Here is a 17,549-nt window from a genome sequence, read left to right as displayed (position 1 = left end):
TGAATGCATCAGCAGCACTCCGCACCACGCCGGTATTTCAAATGTGATCATTGATGCGGCTGGGGTCAGGCCTTACCCGTTCGAACACTATAGAAGGGAACACCACGATGACTCGCGAAGAAGCCTTTGCACGTTGCCCCTCCGACTCCTACGTGGAGTTCTACGGCAACCAATGGCTCATCATTCCGTTTGCAGGCGTTGTACAGCCGTCATTCTTCGACTGCACTCCAGGACTTCGACTTACCAATGCCTGAGAGGCTCCCAGGAGTGAAGTCTTCCCAGCCGTCACCGGAGTCACTGGACTGAGTCCTCGCGAGGGACAGCTCTAAAAGGTTGTCGGGGTAGCCAACCAACGTGCGACCTCCTGCTCCTGCGAACAGTCGCCCGGCGCGGTCGCGCAGGCGGAAAGGAACCCGGTGGAAATCAAGCGCTGCGGAAAGGCAGGGCCTATCTGGATTCCGTCCCGTCGTGATTGAGTGAAGCATGGCCGCACCGATAGAAGATTATGCGCTGCTTTCCGATCTTCACACCGGACCTCTCGTTTCCCTGCAAGGCAGCGTGGACTGGCTGTGCTTCCCGCGTTTCGACTCGCCCTCAGTCTTTGCCGCCCTACTCGGGAGCGAGGAACACGGCCGGTGGCTGCTGGCACCAAGCCCGCCCGAGGCCGTTGTGATTGACCGCCACTATGTGGACTCCACCTTTGTCCTCCAGACAACGTGGCAGACCGACTCCGGATGGGTCTTGGTGACGGATTTCATGCCCGTGGGTGACGCTCGGTCGACACTCCTCCGACGGGTTACCGGACTGAGCGGGACCGTCCTCATGCGCCAGGAGATGAGAATCCGGCCCCAATACGCCACTGTATTGCCCTGGGTAAGCCGGGTCCTTGATAGCGCGGCGGCTCGGGGTGCGGAGATACTGCTGGCCATGTCGGGTCCGGACGCCCTGGCCCTACGGGGAGACTACCTTCCGATGGCCGAAGGTCACCGGCATGCCGGGGAATTTACGGTTGCACAGGGGCAGACCGTGGACTTCGAACTGACATGGTTTCCCTCGCACGAGGATGTGCCGGCGGCCGTCAATGTCGATGATGCCCTCGAACTGGCGGTGGACTATTGGACCACCTGGGCCGGCAATTGCCGCGACGACGGCAAATACGGCGGGGCGGTGAAGCGTTCGCTGCTGGTGCTGCGTGCGCTCACCCACTATGAGACCGGCGGCATTGTCGCCGCGCCCACCACTTCCCTGCCGGAGGATTTTGGCGGGACGCGCAACTGGGACTACCGCTACTGTTGGCTGCGCGATGCGTCCTTGACGCTGGAGGCCATGTTGACACACGGCTACGAATCCCAGGCGCTGAAGTGGCGCAACTGGCTTTTGCGCGCCCTCGCCGGCGATCCCGAGGACCTGCAAATAATGTACGGGGTGGGGGGCGAACGGGACCTGGCGGAAAAGGAGCTGCACCACCTTCCCGGATACCGGAATGCCAGACCGGTGCGAATCGGCAACGCTGCCGTGTCCCAGTACCAGGCCGATGTCGTCGGCGAAGTGATGGTGGCGCTTGAACGGCTTCGTCTCGCCGGGGGCAAAGAGGACCATTTTTCCTGGGCGCTCCAGCGGGCGCTGCTCGGATCCGTGGAAAATCACCTCGAGGACAAAGACTTCGGCCTGTGGGAAGTGCGTGGCGATGCCCAATATTTCACCCACTCCAGAGTCATGATGTGGGCAGCCTTTGACAGCGGGGTGAGGGCCGTTCGGGACCACGGACTGGCTGGTCCTGTGCAGCATTGGGAGAGACTCCGTGAGAACCTGGCCGCGGAAGTCGTCGCTCTCGGATTCAACCGGGACCTCAACTCGTTCACGCAAACCTACGGCGGTCAGCAGACGGACGCCGCCCTGCTGGCCTTGCCGCAGGTTGGCTTCCTGGCCTATGACGATGAGCGCATGCTCGGCACCGTCGCTCAGCTGGAAAGGGAGCTGCTCACCGCGGAGGGACTGCTGCTGCGCTACCGCACTGAGACGGGAGTTGACGGATTGGAACCGGGTGAGCATCCATTCCTCGCGTGTTCATTTTGGCTGGTGGAACAGTACGCCCGCTCGGGCCGCCGGACCGACGCCGGGAACCTGATGGACATGCTGGTGGGACTCTCCAACGACCTCGGCCTGCTCAGCGAAGAATACTCAATGAAGGACAATCGGATGGCGGGAAACTTTCCCCAAGCCTTCTCCCACCTGACCCTGGTGCGGGCGGCGGATGCCATGCACGGTGTGGACCGTCTCAGCCTGCAGTTGAAACACTGACCATCCCTTTCGTCGAGCTCAAGAGTTCTGATGGTTTTCCGGTACGACCGAGGCGTCGTGACGTTCGCGGCCTGGGTGTCCTGCTGTTCGCGCTGGCGCAGGGATACCTATCGGATCTGGACCAGGGTCTCGGCTGCCCGGGAGGCAGGCATCGGGGACTGCCTGAGACTTCGGTCCGCGACCTTCGTCAGGGCCGTGTGGTTCGCTCAAGGTCGGGACTCCCTTGCTAGGGCTCAGAATGTTTCGCCGGGCGCATAGTCGTTCAAACTTGAGCGCCGCGGGATGCGAAACTGCGCGATAAGGCTAATGAGTGGGAGGAGGACTGTCGCGTTTCCGTATCCGACCATCGTGGGTACGAGGCGGAAGGGAGCGGCGAACTGGCCCGCGATGATGACCGGCAGGCCGAAGGCGATGTACGCGACGACATGAATGGCGGCGACGATTCCTGCCCTCTGCTGGGGGACGGCCAGCGGGCATGATCAGCCGCAGCGATGCGGGGAACGCCGCGCCGAACCCGGCGCCCGCGATGAGGATCGCCAGGCTTCCGGACAGCAGTGCGGACACGAGGCCGGCGGTCCCCAAGACGGAGGCGTAAATGCCAACGATCAATCCGCTCCGGGGGCTGAGGCGTACGATCGCGACGCCGGCAACGCCCACCGTCGCCGGCGCGATGAAGCCGCTGAGACCGCTGAGACCGCTGACCAGTCCGCTGTTCAGGTGGAAGACGTTACGCACGATCGTCGGTGCCAGTCCGAGGGACAGTCCTGCGAGCAAACAGCTTGCGGCGATCACGGAGGCCGCGGCGGTGAATTCTTTTCTGGCAGCCGGCGGAACGGCGACTCGCGGAGTGAGCGAACGTAACGCTCACGGAGTGCGGGTCACGCTCTCGGGCGAGAGCGCGCCGCCGACCAGGCCAACGGACATGCCAAGACTGCCAAGACTGCCAAGACGATGGTCGTCGTCAGAACAGGAACACGCGCGAATTGGTCCGGGAAAACACCGAGAAAATGGATCTTACCTCCATGCCGCATCATCCGTAATGTGGAAGCCATGATGATAACTACGGCACCCGAAAACGAAGTACTCCTGACAGAACACACACCGCGTCTGGACTGGATGACAGCCGCCCCCGAGGTCTTCAAGGCCATGCTCCGCCTCGACACGGCCGCCAAGAACGGCATCGATCCCGCCCTACTCAACCTGATCAAAATCCGCGCGTCACAGATCAACCAATGCGCCTTCTGCCTCGACATGCACAGCAAAGACGCCATTGCGGCCGGAGAAACCGCAGAACGGATCATCCAACTCAACGCCTGGAACGAATCCAAACACTTCTACACCGCACGAGAAATCGCGGCAATTGAACTGACCGAAGCGGTCACAGTACTCACGGACGGCTTCGTGCCGGACGCGGTATACCGGCAGGCCGCCGCCTTGTTCACCGAGACCGAGCTCGCTCACCTGATCGCGGCGGTTGTGGCCATCAACGCATTCAACCGCTTCGGCGTTTCAACCCGCATGGTCCCCGGCCACTACACACCAGGCTCTCACTAAGACCCCTACCCTAGGACCACTACCGCCAGTCGCCACAACCGCTCCATCCCAAGCGGCCCGGTCGGCGCCCGAAGCGTCGTTCAAGCCGACGTCACACCCCGCTTCGGCAATCAGCAGGAGACGCTACCCCCAACGTTCTCGGCTTGTGCCCAGAGGCGAAAGGATATTTCATTTGTTATAAGCAACGCCGACTCTCCCCTGCTTAGTCAATTGCCTAGAGGGATCCAAGGGCGGCGCTGTCATTGAACAGCAGCGAGGTGTCGAGGCTCCCGGACATCAGGTGGTGAGCGCACCGGCCGTTCCTTTGCAGCCACCATGCCAGTGCTTGAGCGCCTCGGTGTCACACCTTGGTTCCTTGTCTGCCTGCCAATGAAGCTATCACCCTGCAGCGTTCCCGGCGCTCCAAGCGGCCACCGGCATGAACGGGTGGAATTTTTTGACCCGACCAATGTGCTTCCTAGTCCGCTCGCACAGGGAAAGCACTCGCTTCGCGGTCGAAGATAGTCACGGGCATTACCGGTACACCAAACCCGTTCCCCGAGGCACAATCGGTCTCGACAGCGAGCCCGTGGAATTTTCAAAACTGTTCAGCGGAACTGCATCAGCAAAGCTGACCAACGAGTTGATATCGTGATCTGTCCCACTCCCCGGATTCCGTGTAAACCACAGCTCGAGCCAGTGGGCTGGGCATATGCTATCAACGGATCGGAATACGCGTATGCGGCAGCTGGTATGGGCGGCGTAGCCAGTGTTGACTTATTCTCAACGCCCGTCTCCATGCCATTCGCCCAAACTTCTTCCCTATGTGTGGCAGCTAGGCGGCCCGATATGCGAGGACCGCACGCCAATCTATCGTGGACGCTTGGTGAAACAAGGCTACGCAGATTCTTTGCACCAACTCTTGACTGAAAGGATTCTCTTGAGGCAACTGCACCAGAAGACTTACGAAGCCGCCGATGCCGGAGCACTCCACCATAAAGGCCGGAATGCCGATGAGTGGCTGGTCGCGATTGACCTAGACGGCACCACCATCGATGAGGGTGGACAAGCCAGCCCAGCCGTAAGGGCGGAGCTTCGAAGAATCGGACAGGCGGGGCATCACTTACTCATCGCTACCGGGAGATCGCAGGCGACAACGCTTACCGTACTGGAACATATCGAGGTTCGGCCCGAGTACCTCGTCTGTTCAAACGGTGCTGTGATCCTGCAACGCAATGCCGACGCGGCGGGCGGATACCGGCGGCTCCGGACGATGGGGTTTGATGCCTCGGCCGTGCTGGAGGCAGTTCGTGTGCACCTCCCGAATGCGCATATCGCCGTTGAAGACGAGTTGGGCTCCTACCGATATACCCACCCGTTTCCGCCTGCTACGACAGAGGCAAAGGAAGCCCAGAGCATCGTTCCATTCGAGGCCTTGCTGAAAGGAAATACCCTGCGGGTGGTCGTGGCCGAGCCTGGCTGTGATGTCTCCGAGTTTCGGATGACTGTCGAACGGATGAATCTTACGGGGGTGACCTGCTCGTTCGGATGGACCGCGTGGATCGATATCGCCGCGGAAGGAATTACCAAAGCGGCGGCGGCAGAAGAAGTGCGAGCAGTTCTAGGTTTTTGCCATGATCGTGTTTTAGCGGTCGGAGACGGGTTCAATGACATTGAGCTTCTCGAATGGGCCGGTGCACACGGGCGGGGGGTAGCCATGGGCCATGCCCCCCGGGCACTCTTGACCGTCGCGACGGAGACCACCGGAACACTCAAGGAAGACGGACTCGCGCAAGTGCTCGCCAGTTTGTGAGGAAAGCCCAACTATGTGCTCCCGTCAGTTTCAGCCCTTGTCTGGATTTCGCCGCCTGTGCACACTGCGCGAAGTGAGACGAAGTCTGCTGAACTTGCCCACTAGTAAGCAGGCTGCGGCGTCGGAACTTATCAAGCTGAACGGTAACAGTGGGAGTTAGGCGGCTGACTGTTCGGGGATCTCCTTTGGTTGGTCGATCCATACCGACCCCTCGTCACGAACGGCAGAGGCGGGCAGCGCCCTGCCGAGCATGCCACCAATGATCCGCAATGTCGGCGGATCATCCAGCCCCAGGAGCGGCCCGATGACGGTAGTTGGGTTCACAACGGCAAGCTCAGGCTCGCGCTGTCCCTCCTGGGCGATAAAACTGGCAGGCGGCTCGCTCAAGAAGGGTTTTGGACCGCTGGTAGGGTGAAATGTTGCGTCGATGTTGGTCCAGTCTTCTTAGGTGAGCGGGGCCGACTGCGGTATATGTCCGTAGCCGAACGCGCTGGCGAGCACGACCCGCGTAGCGACTGGAATCGTTCGACGCCTGCTGCATTATCGGGCGTCAACACCAGCCCTGCACTCCCACGCTTGACAGGGACGTCGCCACGCTGCACCTAAGCAGCTGACGAGCATCCGGCGGCGCCAAGCCGGCCGCCACCTCTGGGTGAGACGGCGGCCGCGGAACCATGGCTTATGCAGCCGAGCGTTCGCTCAAGTTGCGCCGGCGCAGCGCTTTGTCCTGAACGGCAGGCGGAACGTACGCGACATCATTCGGACCAGAGTCCGTGCCCGGTGGCGCGATGTGGTCGATCTTATCGAGGATCTCGTCATCCAATGTGACCTCAGCTCCCTCAAGTAGGCCGTCGAGCTGCTCCATCGTTCGGGGACCGAGGATTGCAGTGACTCCAGGGTGCGCGATCGCGAATGCCATAGCGAGGTGTGTCATCTGGAGGCCAGCGTCGGCGGCGAGCGGGATGAGCTGCTCGACGACATCAAGCTTGCGGTCGTTATTGAAATGCGACGGCATGCCAGAGGAGCGGTGCGTTTGAGAAGGAAGCATCGCCTCTGCGGTGCCGCCCTGTAAGCAGTCCCTGCCCCAGTGGACTCCACACCAAGGTGCCCATCCCATGCTTTTGAGCTACAGGAAGTACATCGCGTTCTATGCTCCGATTGATGATCGAGTACGGGGGCTGCTCGGTTCGGAAACGCTCCAAACCTCGACGTTCGGCCACCCAGTGCGTCTCGACAATCTCCGAAGCAGGGAACGAGGAGGTGCCGATCGCACGCACCTTGCCGCTGCATACGAGGTCGGTGAGAGCGGTGAGCGTCTCCTCGACATCAACCGTCGGGTCGGGGCGATGGATCTGATAAAGACCCAAGTGATCAGTCTGGAGACGCCGCAGTGTCTCCTCGACCGCTGTCAAGATCCAGCGGCGGGAGTTTCCGCGCCGATTCGGGTCATCTCCCATGGGGTAGTGCACCTTGCTGGCGAGAACGACGTTGTCGTGGCCCAGAAGCCGCTCGACCCGGACTTCTTCACGCCGTGGCAGAATCCGAAGAAGCTGTCGACGTCGATTTCCGACCCTTAGCGAGTGCCTTCAGGAACCCCTGCGGCCAGCCCTAGGTCTCCTGCTCAGTAGAGCTGCGGCAGCAGGTTCCATCCGTCCTGATGTGCCCACAAGCGACCTGCTTCAGGCTGTCGCAACCCTCTGCCTCCGAAAAAAGAGCAGACCGAGCGTATGGTGACCTTACTACTCGACGGCCTTCGATTCGGCGCAAAGCTCTGACGGAACCTCAGGCGTACGAACGGGAATCAGGCAACAGGTCTGGCGGCACTCATTCCCTTGCCCGATGGCCTAGCAACTAAATCAGCTTCAGGGCGACTGCCGCCCACATCAGACCGAGTTATCTCAGGCAGCGTTGCACGATTGCGGGTGTCTCGGGGTGAAGACAGGGCCAGCTGCACACGGCTGGGGACAATCCTGCGGGGTTATCCACCGCTACTGCTGCCGAGGGAGCTACTCCAACGGCTCCCAATTTCCAGCCATGGAAAGCCCGAATTGATCCCAGCCCTGGACAGCTAAAAGTCAGCTCAGCTCCGGCCGTGTGGTCCGGGCAGCAAAGGCTTAACCGTTTCCCTATGTTTTGCATCCGATCGTGACCATCCTGCATTGCTAGTCAAATATTCCGGCTTCAGGGGTCTTATGGGGAAGAGCAGTTCTGTCCCGGGCGGGAGTTTCGTGACCGTGGTAGGCGCATTTTTTGAACGGGCCTTCCTTGTCCATGAGGAGGCGCATGTGCGGGTCGGCGTGCTTCCTTGCCCGAGAACTTCCCTTCAGCACGAAAATCGCGCCCTCGGGTGAGTGGGCATTCGATGAAGAGTGCAGCAACTCGGGGTTTTCGTTTGCCGCAGCGTCGACGATCTCGCCGACGGTCCGGCCGCTGACGGTGATGGCGTCCCGGTGGATCAGGTCTCCGAGTTCCTTCAGGACGGCGGGCACGCCGCCGGCATGCCCCAGCTCGGACACACCCCACGGGCCAGAGGGCGCGATCTTGGCCAACGTCGGGGTGGTGCGCCCGATCCTGTCGATGAAGTCGAAGTCGAGCTTGATGCCGGCCTCGCTGGCCATGGCGATGAAGTGCAGCACCAGGTTCGTGGATCCCGAGACGGCCAGGGCAGCGCGCAGGGCATTCTCGAAGGCGGCTTCGGTGAGGATGTCCGAGGGGCGGACGTTCTCACGGAACAGGTCAACAATCCGCATGCCGGTGTGCTTGGCAGCCCGGATCTGCGCGTTGGAGCCGCCTTCAAGGGTCCCGGAACCAGGCAGGGACATACCCAGAGCCTCCGTGTAGATGCCGGCGGTGTTGCCCGACGTCATGGTGTCACCGGCACCGTTGCCAGGGAAGAGCTTGTCCTCCCAAGCTTTAAGTGTCTCCTCGGTGATGGCGCCGCGGATCGCTTCGCCTACTCCGTCGTACACAGTCTCGAGGAAGAGCTTCTTGCCCTGATGCTCACCGAACCGGGTGGGTCCGCAGTAGAGCATGATGGCAGGGATGTTCAACCGGGCAGCTGCCATGATCATGCCCGGCGTCGGCTTGTCTCCGCCGGTCAGCAGCACGAGGGCATCCACGCCATGGCCTTCGGCCATCAGTTCTACAGAGTCTGCGACGATGTCGCGGCTGGGCAGCACGTAGCGCATGCTACGTGCTGCGAAGGCCTCGCTGTCGGTGACGTGGATGGTGTTCATTTCGATCGGCGTGCCGCCGTTCATCCGGACGCCAGCCTTGACCGCATCCGCCAACGTGCGGAGGTGTGCATTCTCGGGCGAGAAGTCCTGATAGGTATTGGCGATCATGATCAGAGGGCGCGACAGCTCTTCGTCGGTGAAGCCCGCACCCTTGATCCAGGCTCGCTGCAGGGAACGCTGGACGCCTTCGAACTGGTCTTTACTGCGCATGCAACATTCCTTTGGTCTCGCCGGCTGGGTTCCCGATCCGCCTTCTGTGACGGGGGCCCACCAAATTAGGGTTAGGAACGTTGGATTGTCAAACGATCGGACGAAGAACTGTTTCTGCGTTACACTGATGTGAAATACCAGACGCCGTTCAGAGGAGGGCCATGGGCGCAGCCACCCCAGCATTTGGAAAACTGACGAACCTATCCATGCCGGAAATGATCACCGCGAAACTTCGCGCCGCCATCGCAGACGGAGTCCTTGCTGACGGCCAGCAACTCGTAGAGCCGGAAGTGGCTGCAGGATTCGGTGTCAGCCGCGGGACGGTTCGTGAAGCCATGCAGCGACTCGTGCAGGAAGGCCTGCTGACCTCCTTCGCGCACCGTGGTGTCTTTGTGACGGAAATTTCTCCCGACGACATCGTCGATATTTACAACGCCCGCCGGGCGATAGAGACTTCGGCAGCCCTGAACCTAGCGTCCTCACCCGATTCAACCGTCTTGGACAGCCTGCGCAAGGAATACATGACAATGGCCCGGTCCGTGGACACCGGCGATTCCGCCGAACTGACCCGGGCCGACCAGCGGTTCCACGAAATACTCGTGGCAAGCCTGCGCAACAGTCGCTTGGAACGGATGTCAGAAACCTTCCTTGTTCAGACCCGCCAGTGCATCGCACGCCTGGAAGGAAAATACGCCCTGCCGCACGAAGCCGTCGATGAGCATCTGGACATCATCAGTGCCATCGAATCCGGGGACAGCAGTGAAGTCCTGCTTTCCATAAACCGGCACATGGACGGAGCCATTGCACTGCTGACCGCCCCGACGCCGGTCTGATTCGTCATAACCAGGACGCCCTCGGACGACAAAGCCTTTGCCGTCCGCGGCCTGGTCGATGATGGAGGCGGGGAACGCATCGGCGGCAATCACCAGAGTCGAAATCACCGCCGGCCCGAGACCGGACATCAGCCTGAGGGTCAGCAGGGATCGGAGTAGGTCTTTCAATGGTGCCCCGGCGTTGCTCCCAGAGCATACGGCTGCCGCCGAGAAATGACGGACAGAACCGCCAGCGCCAACGTCCAGTAACCGACTTCGGAATCAAGCCCACGACAGGGCTCGGTTTCACCCCGTCAAGGAACGCAAGATCAGCTGGTTGGTACTAATTTTCAGCTGGAATCCGCTGGCCTTGTCGACCAGCCACCTCCGGTCATTGGCATCTGCTGCAATCCAAGCAATGGTTGAATCCTCTGTCGCTGCGTCTATCACGCCGGTCCGCAGCAGGGTCGCTCCACGCCACACCTGCACTTCCGCTCCTTGCAGGCTGTGCCAATCATCATGCCTGTAGTACATGCTTATCTTCCTTACTGCCGGATATCCGTCAACGCCGTTGCCAGGCGGCCGTCTTGAACCGACGGCGGCCTTCTGGCTTTCCGGCCGATAGAAAAGCGCCAGAGGGCCCACCCCCGCGGCCGCTCCTCCCAGTGCGGCAGCAGGCCGGGCCATCCTAGGAGTAGGTTTCCGCCGAAGAGAAGCCAGTCGAGACTGAGAGTCGTCCGGGCCGCTTCTAGGGCTAGACTAAAGGGAAATTAAGTTACAGTCAAATACTGTAACGCAACTGACTCCGGACGCGTCGACTCCGCACTGCCATCAGGACTGACTAATTGATGCTCGGATCGTCCGGCTTTGCGTCGTCATCATCCGGGACGAACGCAGAGCTTGATGTCCGCAGGCGTAGCTCACCAACTAATCCCGTACTAGCACCCCGGCGCATCTCGACGAATCCGGGCTCTGAGGAAGCGGGCAACTCACTCGGGTGCCCAGTCGTTCCTGCCCCAACAACGAATTAGTCGCCGGTTCAGTCGAAGATTCCTTCCTCCGGGACGCTGTGAGGCAGGCCTGTTTTCTCCTCGGTCGGTGGCTTATGACCGTCGTAGGCGCACTTCTTGAAGGGACCTTCGGTGTCCATGAGGACGCGCATGTGCGGATCGGCATGGTTCAGCCACCAGGCGCTGATGCCGAGGGCAGGTTCGAGCCGGAGGTGTTCCCAGGCGCGCCAGATAGCTTCCATTCGGATCAGGGCTTCTGGGTGTTTATACCACTCGGGGCACCAGGCGAAGGTTGCGCCTTCGTTGACTTCCCGGACGTAGGACGGGGCCAGGAGCTCGGCGAAGAACTTAACGGCGCTGGAGTAGACCAGCTCCGGTTCAGGTTCGTCATGGCTGTGGCCGCTCGTTGTGGGTCTGGCCTTTTCGTCGCCGAACGCGTCCCCGAACTCTTCACTCACGCGGTGTTCGTCCATGGGTTGTGCGCGGGGACGGCCACAGGCTCGCGGTCGACTTTCTCCCGGTCGGTGAGGGAGTCTTTGACCTTCTGGGCGTGGGGGCCGTTCATCCACGGGATGGTTTCGATCATGGTGGCCGGGGCGCCGGAGGCGAGCAGGATGGCCCGGAACCGCGGCAGTGCCGTCAGGTCGGCGACGGACAGGATCTCGTCTTTGTTCTCCTGCCGGGAGGAGGAGGATCCGGTTTTGCTGTGGCTGCGGGAGACGTTGATGTAGCTGTACTGGCCGATCAGGCGGGAGAGCTCATCGAGGTAGCCGACTTCGGAGACGCCGCCGCCGTAGATTTTCACGTTCGCCGCGGACCAGAGTTTCCGCATCCCTTCCAGGGACCAGACCTCCACACCCTGGGACCAGGACTGCAGGATGGTCATCAGGATGATGCCGCGGGAGCCGTAGTGGCTGTACTGGTCCGGCAGCGCCTTCCACCGGCAGACGTTCGCCGCCTCATCCAGGATCCCGAGGAGCGGGGTAGCGAGCCGGCCGCCGGGCTGGGAGGTGGCGTATTTTTCGGCCGCTTCCACGACGGCGACCGTCAGGGCGGTGACGAGGGGGCCGGCGGTGCCGACGCCTTCGCGGGAGAGGCTGTAGAGCGTGCCGTTGCCGCGCACGAAGTCCTCGGGGACGAACTGCGGCCGCGGGTCGGTGGCCACCGTCGTGTCCCGCGCCGGCGTGACCCATTGGCTGACCTCACGGTCGGTCAGGCAGGAAACCATTTGCCGGGCGGTGCCGTAAACGCCGGCCCGCTGCTTTTCCGGTTCGCGGATGTGGCCCCTGATCATGTCCGAGAGCAAGTCATACCCGGCGGTCCTGAGCAGTTCGGCGGGGGCCTCGTCGTGCGGGCGGGTCAGCCAGGTGTAGACCTGCGTGACCGGGGCGGAGCCGAGGGAGGCGGCGAGCAGGAAGGCTTTGAGCAGGTTCTGCCCTGCCGGGTCGAAGTAGGCATCGGGTTTGGTCCCGGGTTCCCGGGAGCCGTTGGCGAAGTGCTGGGCCAGGTTCCCGGCCGTCGCTTCGTTCTTCACGTAGGACAGCGGGTTCCACCACCAGGCGGGGTCTTCTTCGGCGACGGCCTGCGGGTCAAAGACCCACACGGCGCCGGCCTCAGCCCGGACCGGACGGGTGACGTCGACGATGTCGCGCTTGTTCGAGGTGGCGATCACCGCGCCGGGTGCGTCCAGGATTGCCGGGACGGCGTAGGAGGTGGTCTTCATCGTGCGGGGACCGGCGATGAGGATCAGCATGTCCTCCCAGGACGCCCACAGCGGGCGCTTCCCGGCCACGCTGCGGCCAAGCCGCACCCCTGTGGAGTTCTCCACGCCGAGACGTACGGCGGTGGCCGTGGCTCCTTTGGTGCCCAGATGATCGAGGTCTTTGCCGCGGCCCATGTGGACGGCGGCCTTATCCACCCGGGTGCGCTGGTGCGCCGTTCGGGCCCGGACCACCAGCACCGTCACCGTCAGGGCAATCAATATTCCGAGGAGCACGCAGGCGACGATGGTGGACTGGACCGGCCAGGGCACCCGGCCCTTGGCCAGCCCGGCCACCAGATCAATCGGGTGGGCCGGGGCCGACGCGAGACCGGCCATCCAGGATCCGAGATGTGCCGAGACCCAGGCCCCGCCCCCAATGACGACAGCTGCGCCGATGGACAGCCAGATCCCCAGCCCGTCGCCCATGCCGGTGCCTTTACGGTTCGGAGCACTCATGCCGCACCCTCTTCCCGGACCGGAGCGGACGCTTCGGCCAGGGACTCTGCCGGGGCGTGCCAGCGTTTGTTGGTGTCGTTCAGGCAGGCCTCGATGGAAGTGAGGCCGATCTGGACGGGGATGCCGGGCCGGCCGCCGACCTTGATTAGGAATTTCCCGCGTCCGGGAGGTTCGACGTCGCCGCCGCGCGAGTCCCAGGCCGGCGGGTCCTGCCAGGAGATGAGCTTCTGCTGTTCCTGTCGCGAGAGCGGGATCGCTGCGGTCAGCAGTGGCATCTCCGAGGCGGGAAGGCCGCCGCAGATGACCATGCCGGCGCGTTCAACGAAGCCACGGGCCTTCATCCGGTCCTCTTCTGCCGGGAGCGCCAGCAGGTCGGACATGGTGTGGGAAATCATGACCTGCCCGACACCTACCGAGCGGTTGAGCCGGGTCAGGGCGTCCACCCGGTCCACCATGCCCTTGCCGGCGCGCAGTGCCCGCCAGAGCTCATCCAGGACGACGAAGTAGTTCCGCCGCGGTTCCAGCCCGGCGTCGGCGAGGGCGTTGGCGACGTTGACGGTGCCGAAGCCGTAGGACCAGCACGCCAGCAGCACGGCGGCCTGCAGGTCCGTTTCTGTCTCATCGATGCTGGAGACGTCGAAGACGACGGCCCGGTCGCGCCGCATTGGGTTCGTGGTGTGACGGGAGAAGATTTCCCCGAGTTTCCCGCCGCCGGTCAGTCCGAGGAGGGTTGCTTCCAGTGCACGGGTTTCCTGCAGGTAGACGGTCATGTCTCCCCGGTCCAGCGCGACCTGGCGCAGCTCGTCCGGGGCGGCGATGATGACGCCGAGCAGGTCATTCAGGACCGGAACACCGTCGAAGGAGTCATCGAGGACCCGCAGGGCGCGGTCCAGGATGGTCTGTTCCTGATCGGTGGGCGGGCTGTTCCGGCTGATCGTGATGAGGGAAACGACCATGGTCAGGCGCCGGCCGTGGGCATCGGCCCGGACCCGGACGGCGGCTTCATGGTGACCGCGTTCCTCGAGGAGCTGGGCGACCTCAATAGCCTGTCCCGGATCGAGGATGTTCAGGAAGCCGCGGCCGCGGCCGAGTTCGATGACCTGCCCGCCGATGGCGCGAACGGCGTCCACATGTTCGCCCTTCAAATCCCCGAGCACGAGGGGGTGGACGCCCTGGCCGGAGAGGCCCAGCATCATGCGGCGCACGAGCGTGGATTTGCCCAGACCGGGCTTACCCAGGATGAACGCGGAAGGGTTGGAAATCAGGTGGGCGCGCTGGAACCAGCTGATCGGATCACAGCAGACCGTGGCCTGGGTTTCCTCGTGCCGGCCCAGCGGGACACCGACCATGGGCGAGGACGTACCCGAGGAAAACGGCCACAGCCCGCAGACCTGCACCGTGGTCCCGCGGTATTCACGCGCCGCCGGGACCAGGGCGGCAGCCCCTCCCCCGCGGCCGCCCCAGCCACGGGACCCGGGCGCGCGTCCACGGACGCTGCCGGACTTCGTCGGCTTCACGGGCAGGTCGTCGGTACCGAATACTGTCTTTACTGTCTTTACTGTCTTTGAGCGGAGAGGCCACACGGGTGCCATTTAGAGGGCCTCTCTGATTTCGGTGGGCAGCAGGATGTGACGGGGCAGGACCAGTCCGAGCGGCAGGGACGCGGCGAAGGCGGTGTCCTGAGAACCGTAGGCCCTGCGCAACAGCACCCGGGCGGTGCCGGAGGTCTGCTCCACGGCGGCGACAGCATCGGCGAGCCGGGCGGGGTCGGTGACGGTGGCGGTGACAACCATGCCGAAGTTCACCAGCCCGGCGCCCTGGGCTTCTTCCTGGGCGGTCTGTGCGGCGGAGCGGGCATCGACGAGGGCGCGGGCGGACGGGCGCCCTCCGGAGGTGATGCGGACGTTGGCGTTGTTCTGGTCCCGCTCGACCACGGCGGCGGCCCGGGCGGAATCCATCGGCCGGTACAGCAGGGAAACGCGCTTGCGGTCGATGTCCCCGTGCGGGGCCAGCAGCCGGGACAGAACGGAGGAGTTCACCGACCCGCGCGGGGCACCTGTCATGGTCCATGAGACTGAGAACGCGCCGTCGTGCCGGTAGTCATCCCAGCTCGCCTGCGTCGCGGACGGCCCGACCTCACCCCAGGTCAGGTCGACCGGGGATCCGGCGGCGTGGGCTTCATCAAGGATCAACGCCGCGGGCGGGTCGTAGGCGATGCGGACGACCTCGCAGAGTTCCTGCGCGGACATGGGCCGGGCGATGCCGGCGCCGGTGGCTTGCAGCCGGGCACCGAGCCCGGGGACCCGGGATGCGAGGTCCCGGGCGACGTCTTCGGGTTCGCGCTTCCGGGATCCGGAGCGCAGCGCGGCGGTGAAGGTCAGGGACACCCAGGCCCGGACGGTGGCCGAGCCTTCCGGGTAGGTGCGGACAACCTCGCGGAGGATCGCCTTCGCGGGCTCCGGGGCATCGGGGTGGATGTTCATTTCGACTTCGTTGTGCAGCCGGTAACCGGAGTCCGGTGCGGTCTCCACGGTCACGGCCGCGGCCTCCAACCCGGCTTCATCCCCGAGTCCGGCGATCCAGCCGCCCCAGTTCGCGACCCATGCGTCGACCTGTTCCGGATCCACCAGGGACGCACCATCTGGTTCGGTGGAGAAGGCCACGGTGAAGTGGTTCGTCGTCGGGACGTGAAGCATGGCGAACGGGCGGTTGTAGGAGTCGTTGAACTCATACAGCCGGGACTTCGCGGCCAGGCCCGGGAGCTGGAACATCCCCCACCCGGTGACCCCGAGCGGGCCGGAACGGTAGAGGTTGGTCCCGCCGGAACGGGCGAGACGGAAGTTCATCCGCGTCGCGAACCGGTCCACGATGGACTGTCCGTGCTTGTCCTTGACCGTCAGAAGCAGCACGAGCAGCCCGGCGAGGGCGAGGACACTCAGGCCCGGCAGCAGGCCCCAGATGGCGAAGGTGATGATGCCGGCCAGCAGACCGGTCATGACGATGCCGGTGCCGATCGCGCCCAGGCTTCCCAGCCCTGCGGAGCGGGGAACGCGCCAGTTGCCGTAGGACGGTTCCTTGTATTCGGTATTAATTGCTGCCACTGGGGCCCTCCGTTGGTTCTGATTGGCCGGTTGAATCCTGCGCGGTCTGTTGTGCGGCCGACGCGGCCTTGGACGCTACGTGTGCTCCTGCGGCGACGGCGAGTCCGGCCGGGCCGGCGGCTTTGGCCGCTCCCGATGCGGCCCCTGCACCGGCGGTAACCGCGCCAGCGGCAGCGCCGGCTCCTGCAACCGGGCCTGAGGTGCCTGCCCCGGCGGCTGCGGCGCTTCCGGTGGTGCCCTTGCCGGGCGCCCCTCCGGGGCCCGTTGAGCCAGGGGTGGGTTTGCCGTTGCCGCCGTTATTGCCGCCTGCGCCCTTGCTGCCCTGTGCGCTGGCGCTCGTCTGGCCGGGCTGGCTTCCCGGTGTGGGGGATGCGTTGCCGCGTCCACTGCCGGAACGGCCCATGGAGACGGCACCGGTGGCCATGGCCCCCACCGCCGCTCCGGCTCCCCCGCCGGAACCGGAAGCGACAGCTCCGACCATCGGAGTGACGAAGCGCATCAATGCCGGCAGTGCCAGCAGCGCGACAATCATGAGGGCGAAGCCGGTAATGGATCCCAGCAGGATGTTCCCGCCGCGCGAGGATCCCATGAGCTTGAAGGCCACGGCGTAGACGACGGCCGCGGCGGGCTTGTAGAGAATGAACGCGATGGTCCAGCCGATGGCTTTCTGGAACCACTGGCGTCCCATCTCGGTGTTGGTGAACGCCGCCGTGGTCGGGAGGATGCCGGCCAGGATTACGAGCATGCCGCCGCGGACGATCATGAGGACGATCTGGACGAGGGCGGCAAGCAAACCCATCAGGCCCAGGATAATCAGGATGAAGACCCCGACGCCGGTCTGGTTTGTCATCACCAGGATGGCCATCGCGCGGGCGAAGCCCTTGCCGTCAGTTGCCCGGTCGATAATCGAGGCCGAGAACGCATCGGCGGCGATCACCAGAATGGAAATCACCGCAAGCCCGAGCCCGGATACCAGGGTGAGGGTCAGCAGGGACCGGAGCAGGTCCTTCAACGGTGCCCCGCGCTGCTCCCAGATCATCCGGGTGCCGCCGAGGATGACCGACAAAACCGCCAGCGCCAGCGTCCAGTAGCCCAGTTCCGAATTGACGAACCCGACCACAGGACTGGGGGTGAGCCCGTCCTGGGATGCGAGGTTGGCCGTGGGCATGGACACCCAGAAGGTGGAGAGCGTGGTCACCATCTGGCTCATGCCCTCCATGATCGACTTCGCCAGGTTCGTTATGGCGTCGTTGACCGCACCGGAGGCGATGTTGCCCGCCACGCATGTCATGTCCCCCAGACTGCACTCAGCCAT

At 63.6% G+C, this 17,549-nt stretch carries 13 protein-coding genes and 2 pseudogenes; 6 read left to right on the top strand and 9 right to left on the bottom strand.

Annotated features, from left to right (window positions below; genetic code table 11):
- Positions 1-483: 483 nt before the first annotated feature.
- The 4 genes and pseudogenes from LDO15_RS23565 to LDO15_RS22400 form a co-directional block, all read left to right on the top strand.
- Positions 484-867, top strand: a pseudogene (locus LDO15_RS23565) (trehalase-like domain-containing protein); the annotation flags it as partial.
- 159 nt (positions 868-1,026) lie between these two features.
- Positions 1,027-2,301, top strand: coding sequence for a glycoside hydrolase family 15 protein (locus LDO15_RS22410; protein ID WP_346656013.1), 1,275 nt, complete (start codon positions 1,027-1,029; stop codon positions 2,299-2,301).
- Between the two features lie 1,050 nt (positions 2,302-3,351).
- Positions 3,352-3,855: a carboxymuconolactone decarboxylase family protein gene (locus LDO15_RS22405; protein WP_223988185.1), complete on the top strand. Its 504-nt coding sequence runs from the start codon at positions 3,352-3,354 to the stop codon at positions 3,853-3,855.
- 919 nt (positions 3,856-4,774) lie between these two features.
- Complete coding sequence (locus tag LDO15_RS22400; RefSeq protein WP_223988025.1) at positions 4,775-5,647, top strand: HAD-IIB family hydrolase; 873 nt, start codon at positions 4,775-4,777, stop codon at positions 5,645-5,647.
- Between the two features lie 156 nt (positions 5,648-5,803).
- Here the strand turns inward: LDO15_RS22400 and LDO15_RS22395 are convergent, their stop codons facing one another.
- Positions 5,804-5,971, bottom strand: a complete 168-nt coding sequence (locus tag LDO15_RS22395) for a hypothetical protein (protein WP_223988023.1) — start codon at positions 5,969-5,971, stop codon at positions 5,804-5,806.
- Positions 5,972-6,326: 355 nt separating this feature from the next.
- Positions 6,327-7,173 (bottom strand): annotated as a pseudogene (locus tag LDO15_RS22390) (aldo/keto reductase); the annotation flags it as partial.
- Between LDO15_RS22390 and LDO15_RS23560 the strand changes: the two are divergent.
- On the top strand, positions 7,118-7,381 hold the full coding sequence (locus tag LDO15_RS23560; RefSeq protein ID WP_346656004.1) for a hypothetical protein: 264 nt from the start codon (positions 7,118-7,120) through the stop codon (positions 7,379-7,381). The pseudogene LDO15_RS22390 and the gene LDO15_RS23560 overlap by 56 nt on opposite strands.
- A gap of 428 nt (positions 7,382-7,809) precedes the next feature.
- On the opposite strand, the gene LDO15_RS22385 is transcribed toward LDO15_RS23560, so the two are convergent.
- Positions 7,810-9,093, bottom strand: coding sequence for a dihydroxy-acid dehydratase (locus tag LDO15_RS22385; protein WP_223988020.1), 1,284 nt, complete (start codon positions 9,091-9,093; stop codon positions 7,810-7,812).
- A gap of 161 nt (positions 9,094-9,254) precedes the next feature.
- Here LDO15_RS22385 and LDO15_RS22380 point away from each other — a divergent pair, with 161 nt between their 5' ends.
- Positions 9,255-9,926: a GntR family transcriptional regulator gene (locus tag LDO15_RS22380; protein WP_223988018.1), complete on the top strand. Its 672-nt coding sequence runs from the start codon at positions 9,255-9,257 to the stop codon at positions 9,924-9,926.
- A 285-nt stretch (positions 9,927-10,211) separates the two neighbouring features.
- Here LDO15_RS22380 and LDO15_RS22375 read toward each other — a convergent pair whose 3' ends face one another.
- From LDO15_RS22375 to LDO15_RS22350, 6 genes are all read right to left on the bottom strand, one after another.
- A complete protein-coding gene (locus LDO15_RS22375) occupies positions 10,212-10,439 on the bottom strand; it encodes a hypothetical protein (protein ID WP_223988016.1) in 228 nt (75 codons plus the stop codon).
- Between the two features lie 505 nt (positions 10,440-10,944).
- Complete coding sequence (locus LDO15_RS22370; RefSeq protein WP_223988013.1) at positions 10,945-11,373, bottom strand: DUF4913 domain-containing protein; 429 nt, start codon at positions 11,371-11,373, stop codon at positions 10,945-10,947.
- Positions 11,370-13,133, bottom strand: coding sequence for a type IV secretory system conjugative DNA transfer family protein (locus LDO15_RS22365; RefSeq protein WP_223988010.1), 1,764 nt, complete (start codon positions 13,131-13,133; stop codon positions 11,370-11,372). Before LDO15_RS22365 ends, LDO15_RS22370 begins: the two co-directional genes overlap by 4 nt.
- Positions 13,130-14,725, bottom strand: a complete 1,596-nt coding sequence (locus LDO15_RS22360; RefSeq protein ID WP_223988007.1) for an ATP/GTP-binding protein — start codon at positions 14,723-14,725, stop codon at positions 13,130-13,132. Before LDO15_RS22360 ends, LDO15_RS22365 begins: the two co-directional genes overlap by 4 nt.
- Positions 14,726-16,234, bottom strand: coding sequence for an SCO6880 family protein (locus LDO15_RS22355; protein WP_223988003.1), 1,509 nt, complete (start codon positions 16,232-16,234; stop codon positions 14,726-14,728).
- Entirely contained in the window at positions 16,221-17,549 is a 1,329-nt protein-coding gene (locus LDO15_RS22350; RefSeq protein ID WP_223988000.1) for a hypothetical protein, read from the bottom strand. Before LDO15_RS22350 ends, LDO15_RS22355 begins: the two co-directional genes overlap by 14 nt.

This window comes from Arthrobacter sp. NicSoilB8 (assembly GCF_019977355.1).
In the GTDB taxonomy this organism is placed as follows: Bacteria; Actinomycetota; Actinomycetes; order Actinomycetales; family Micrococcaceae; genus Arthrobacter.
Note: the sequence above shows the minus strand (reverse complement) of the source record. Positions and strands in the feature narration are given on the sequence as shown.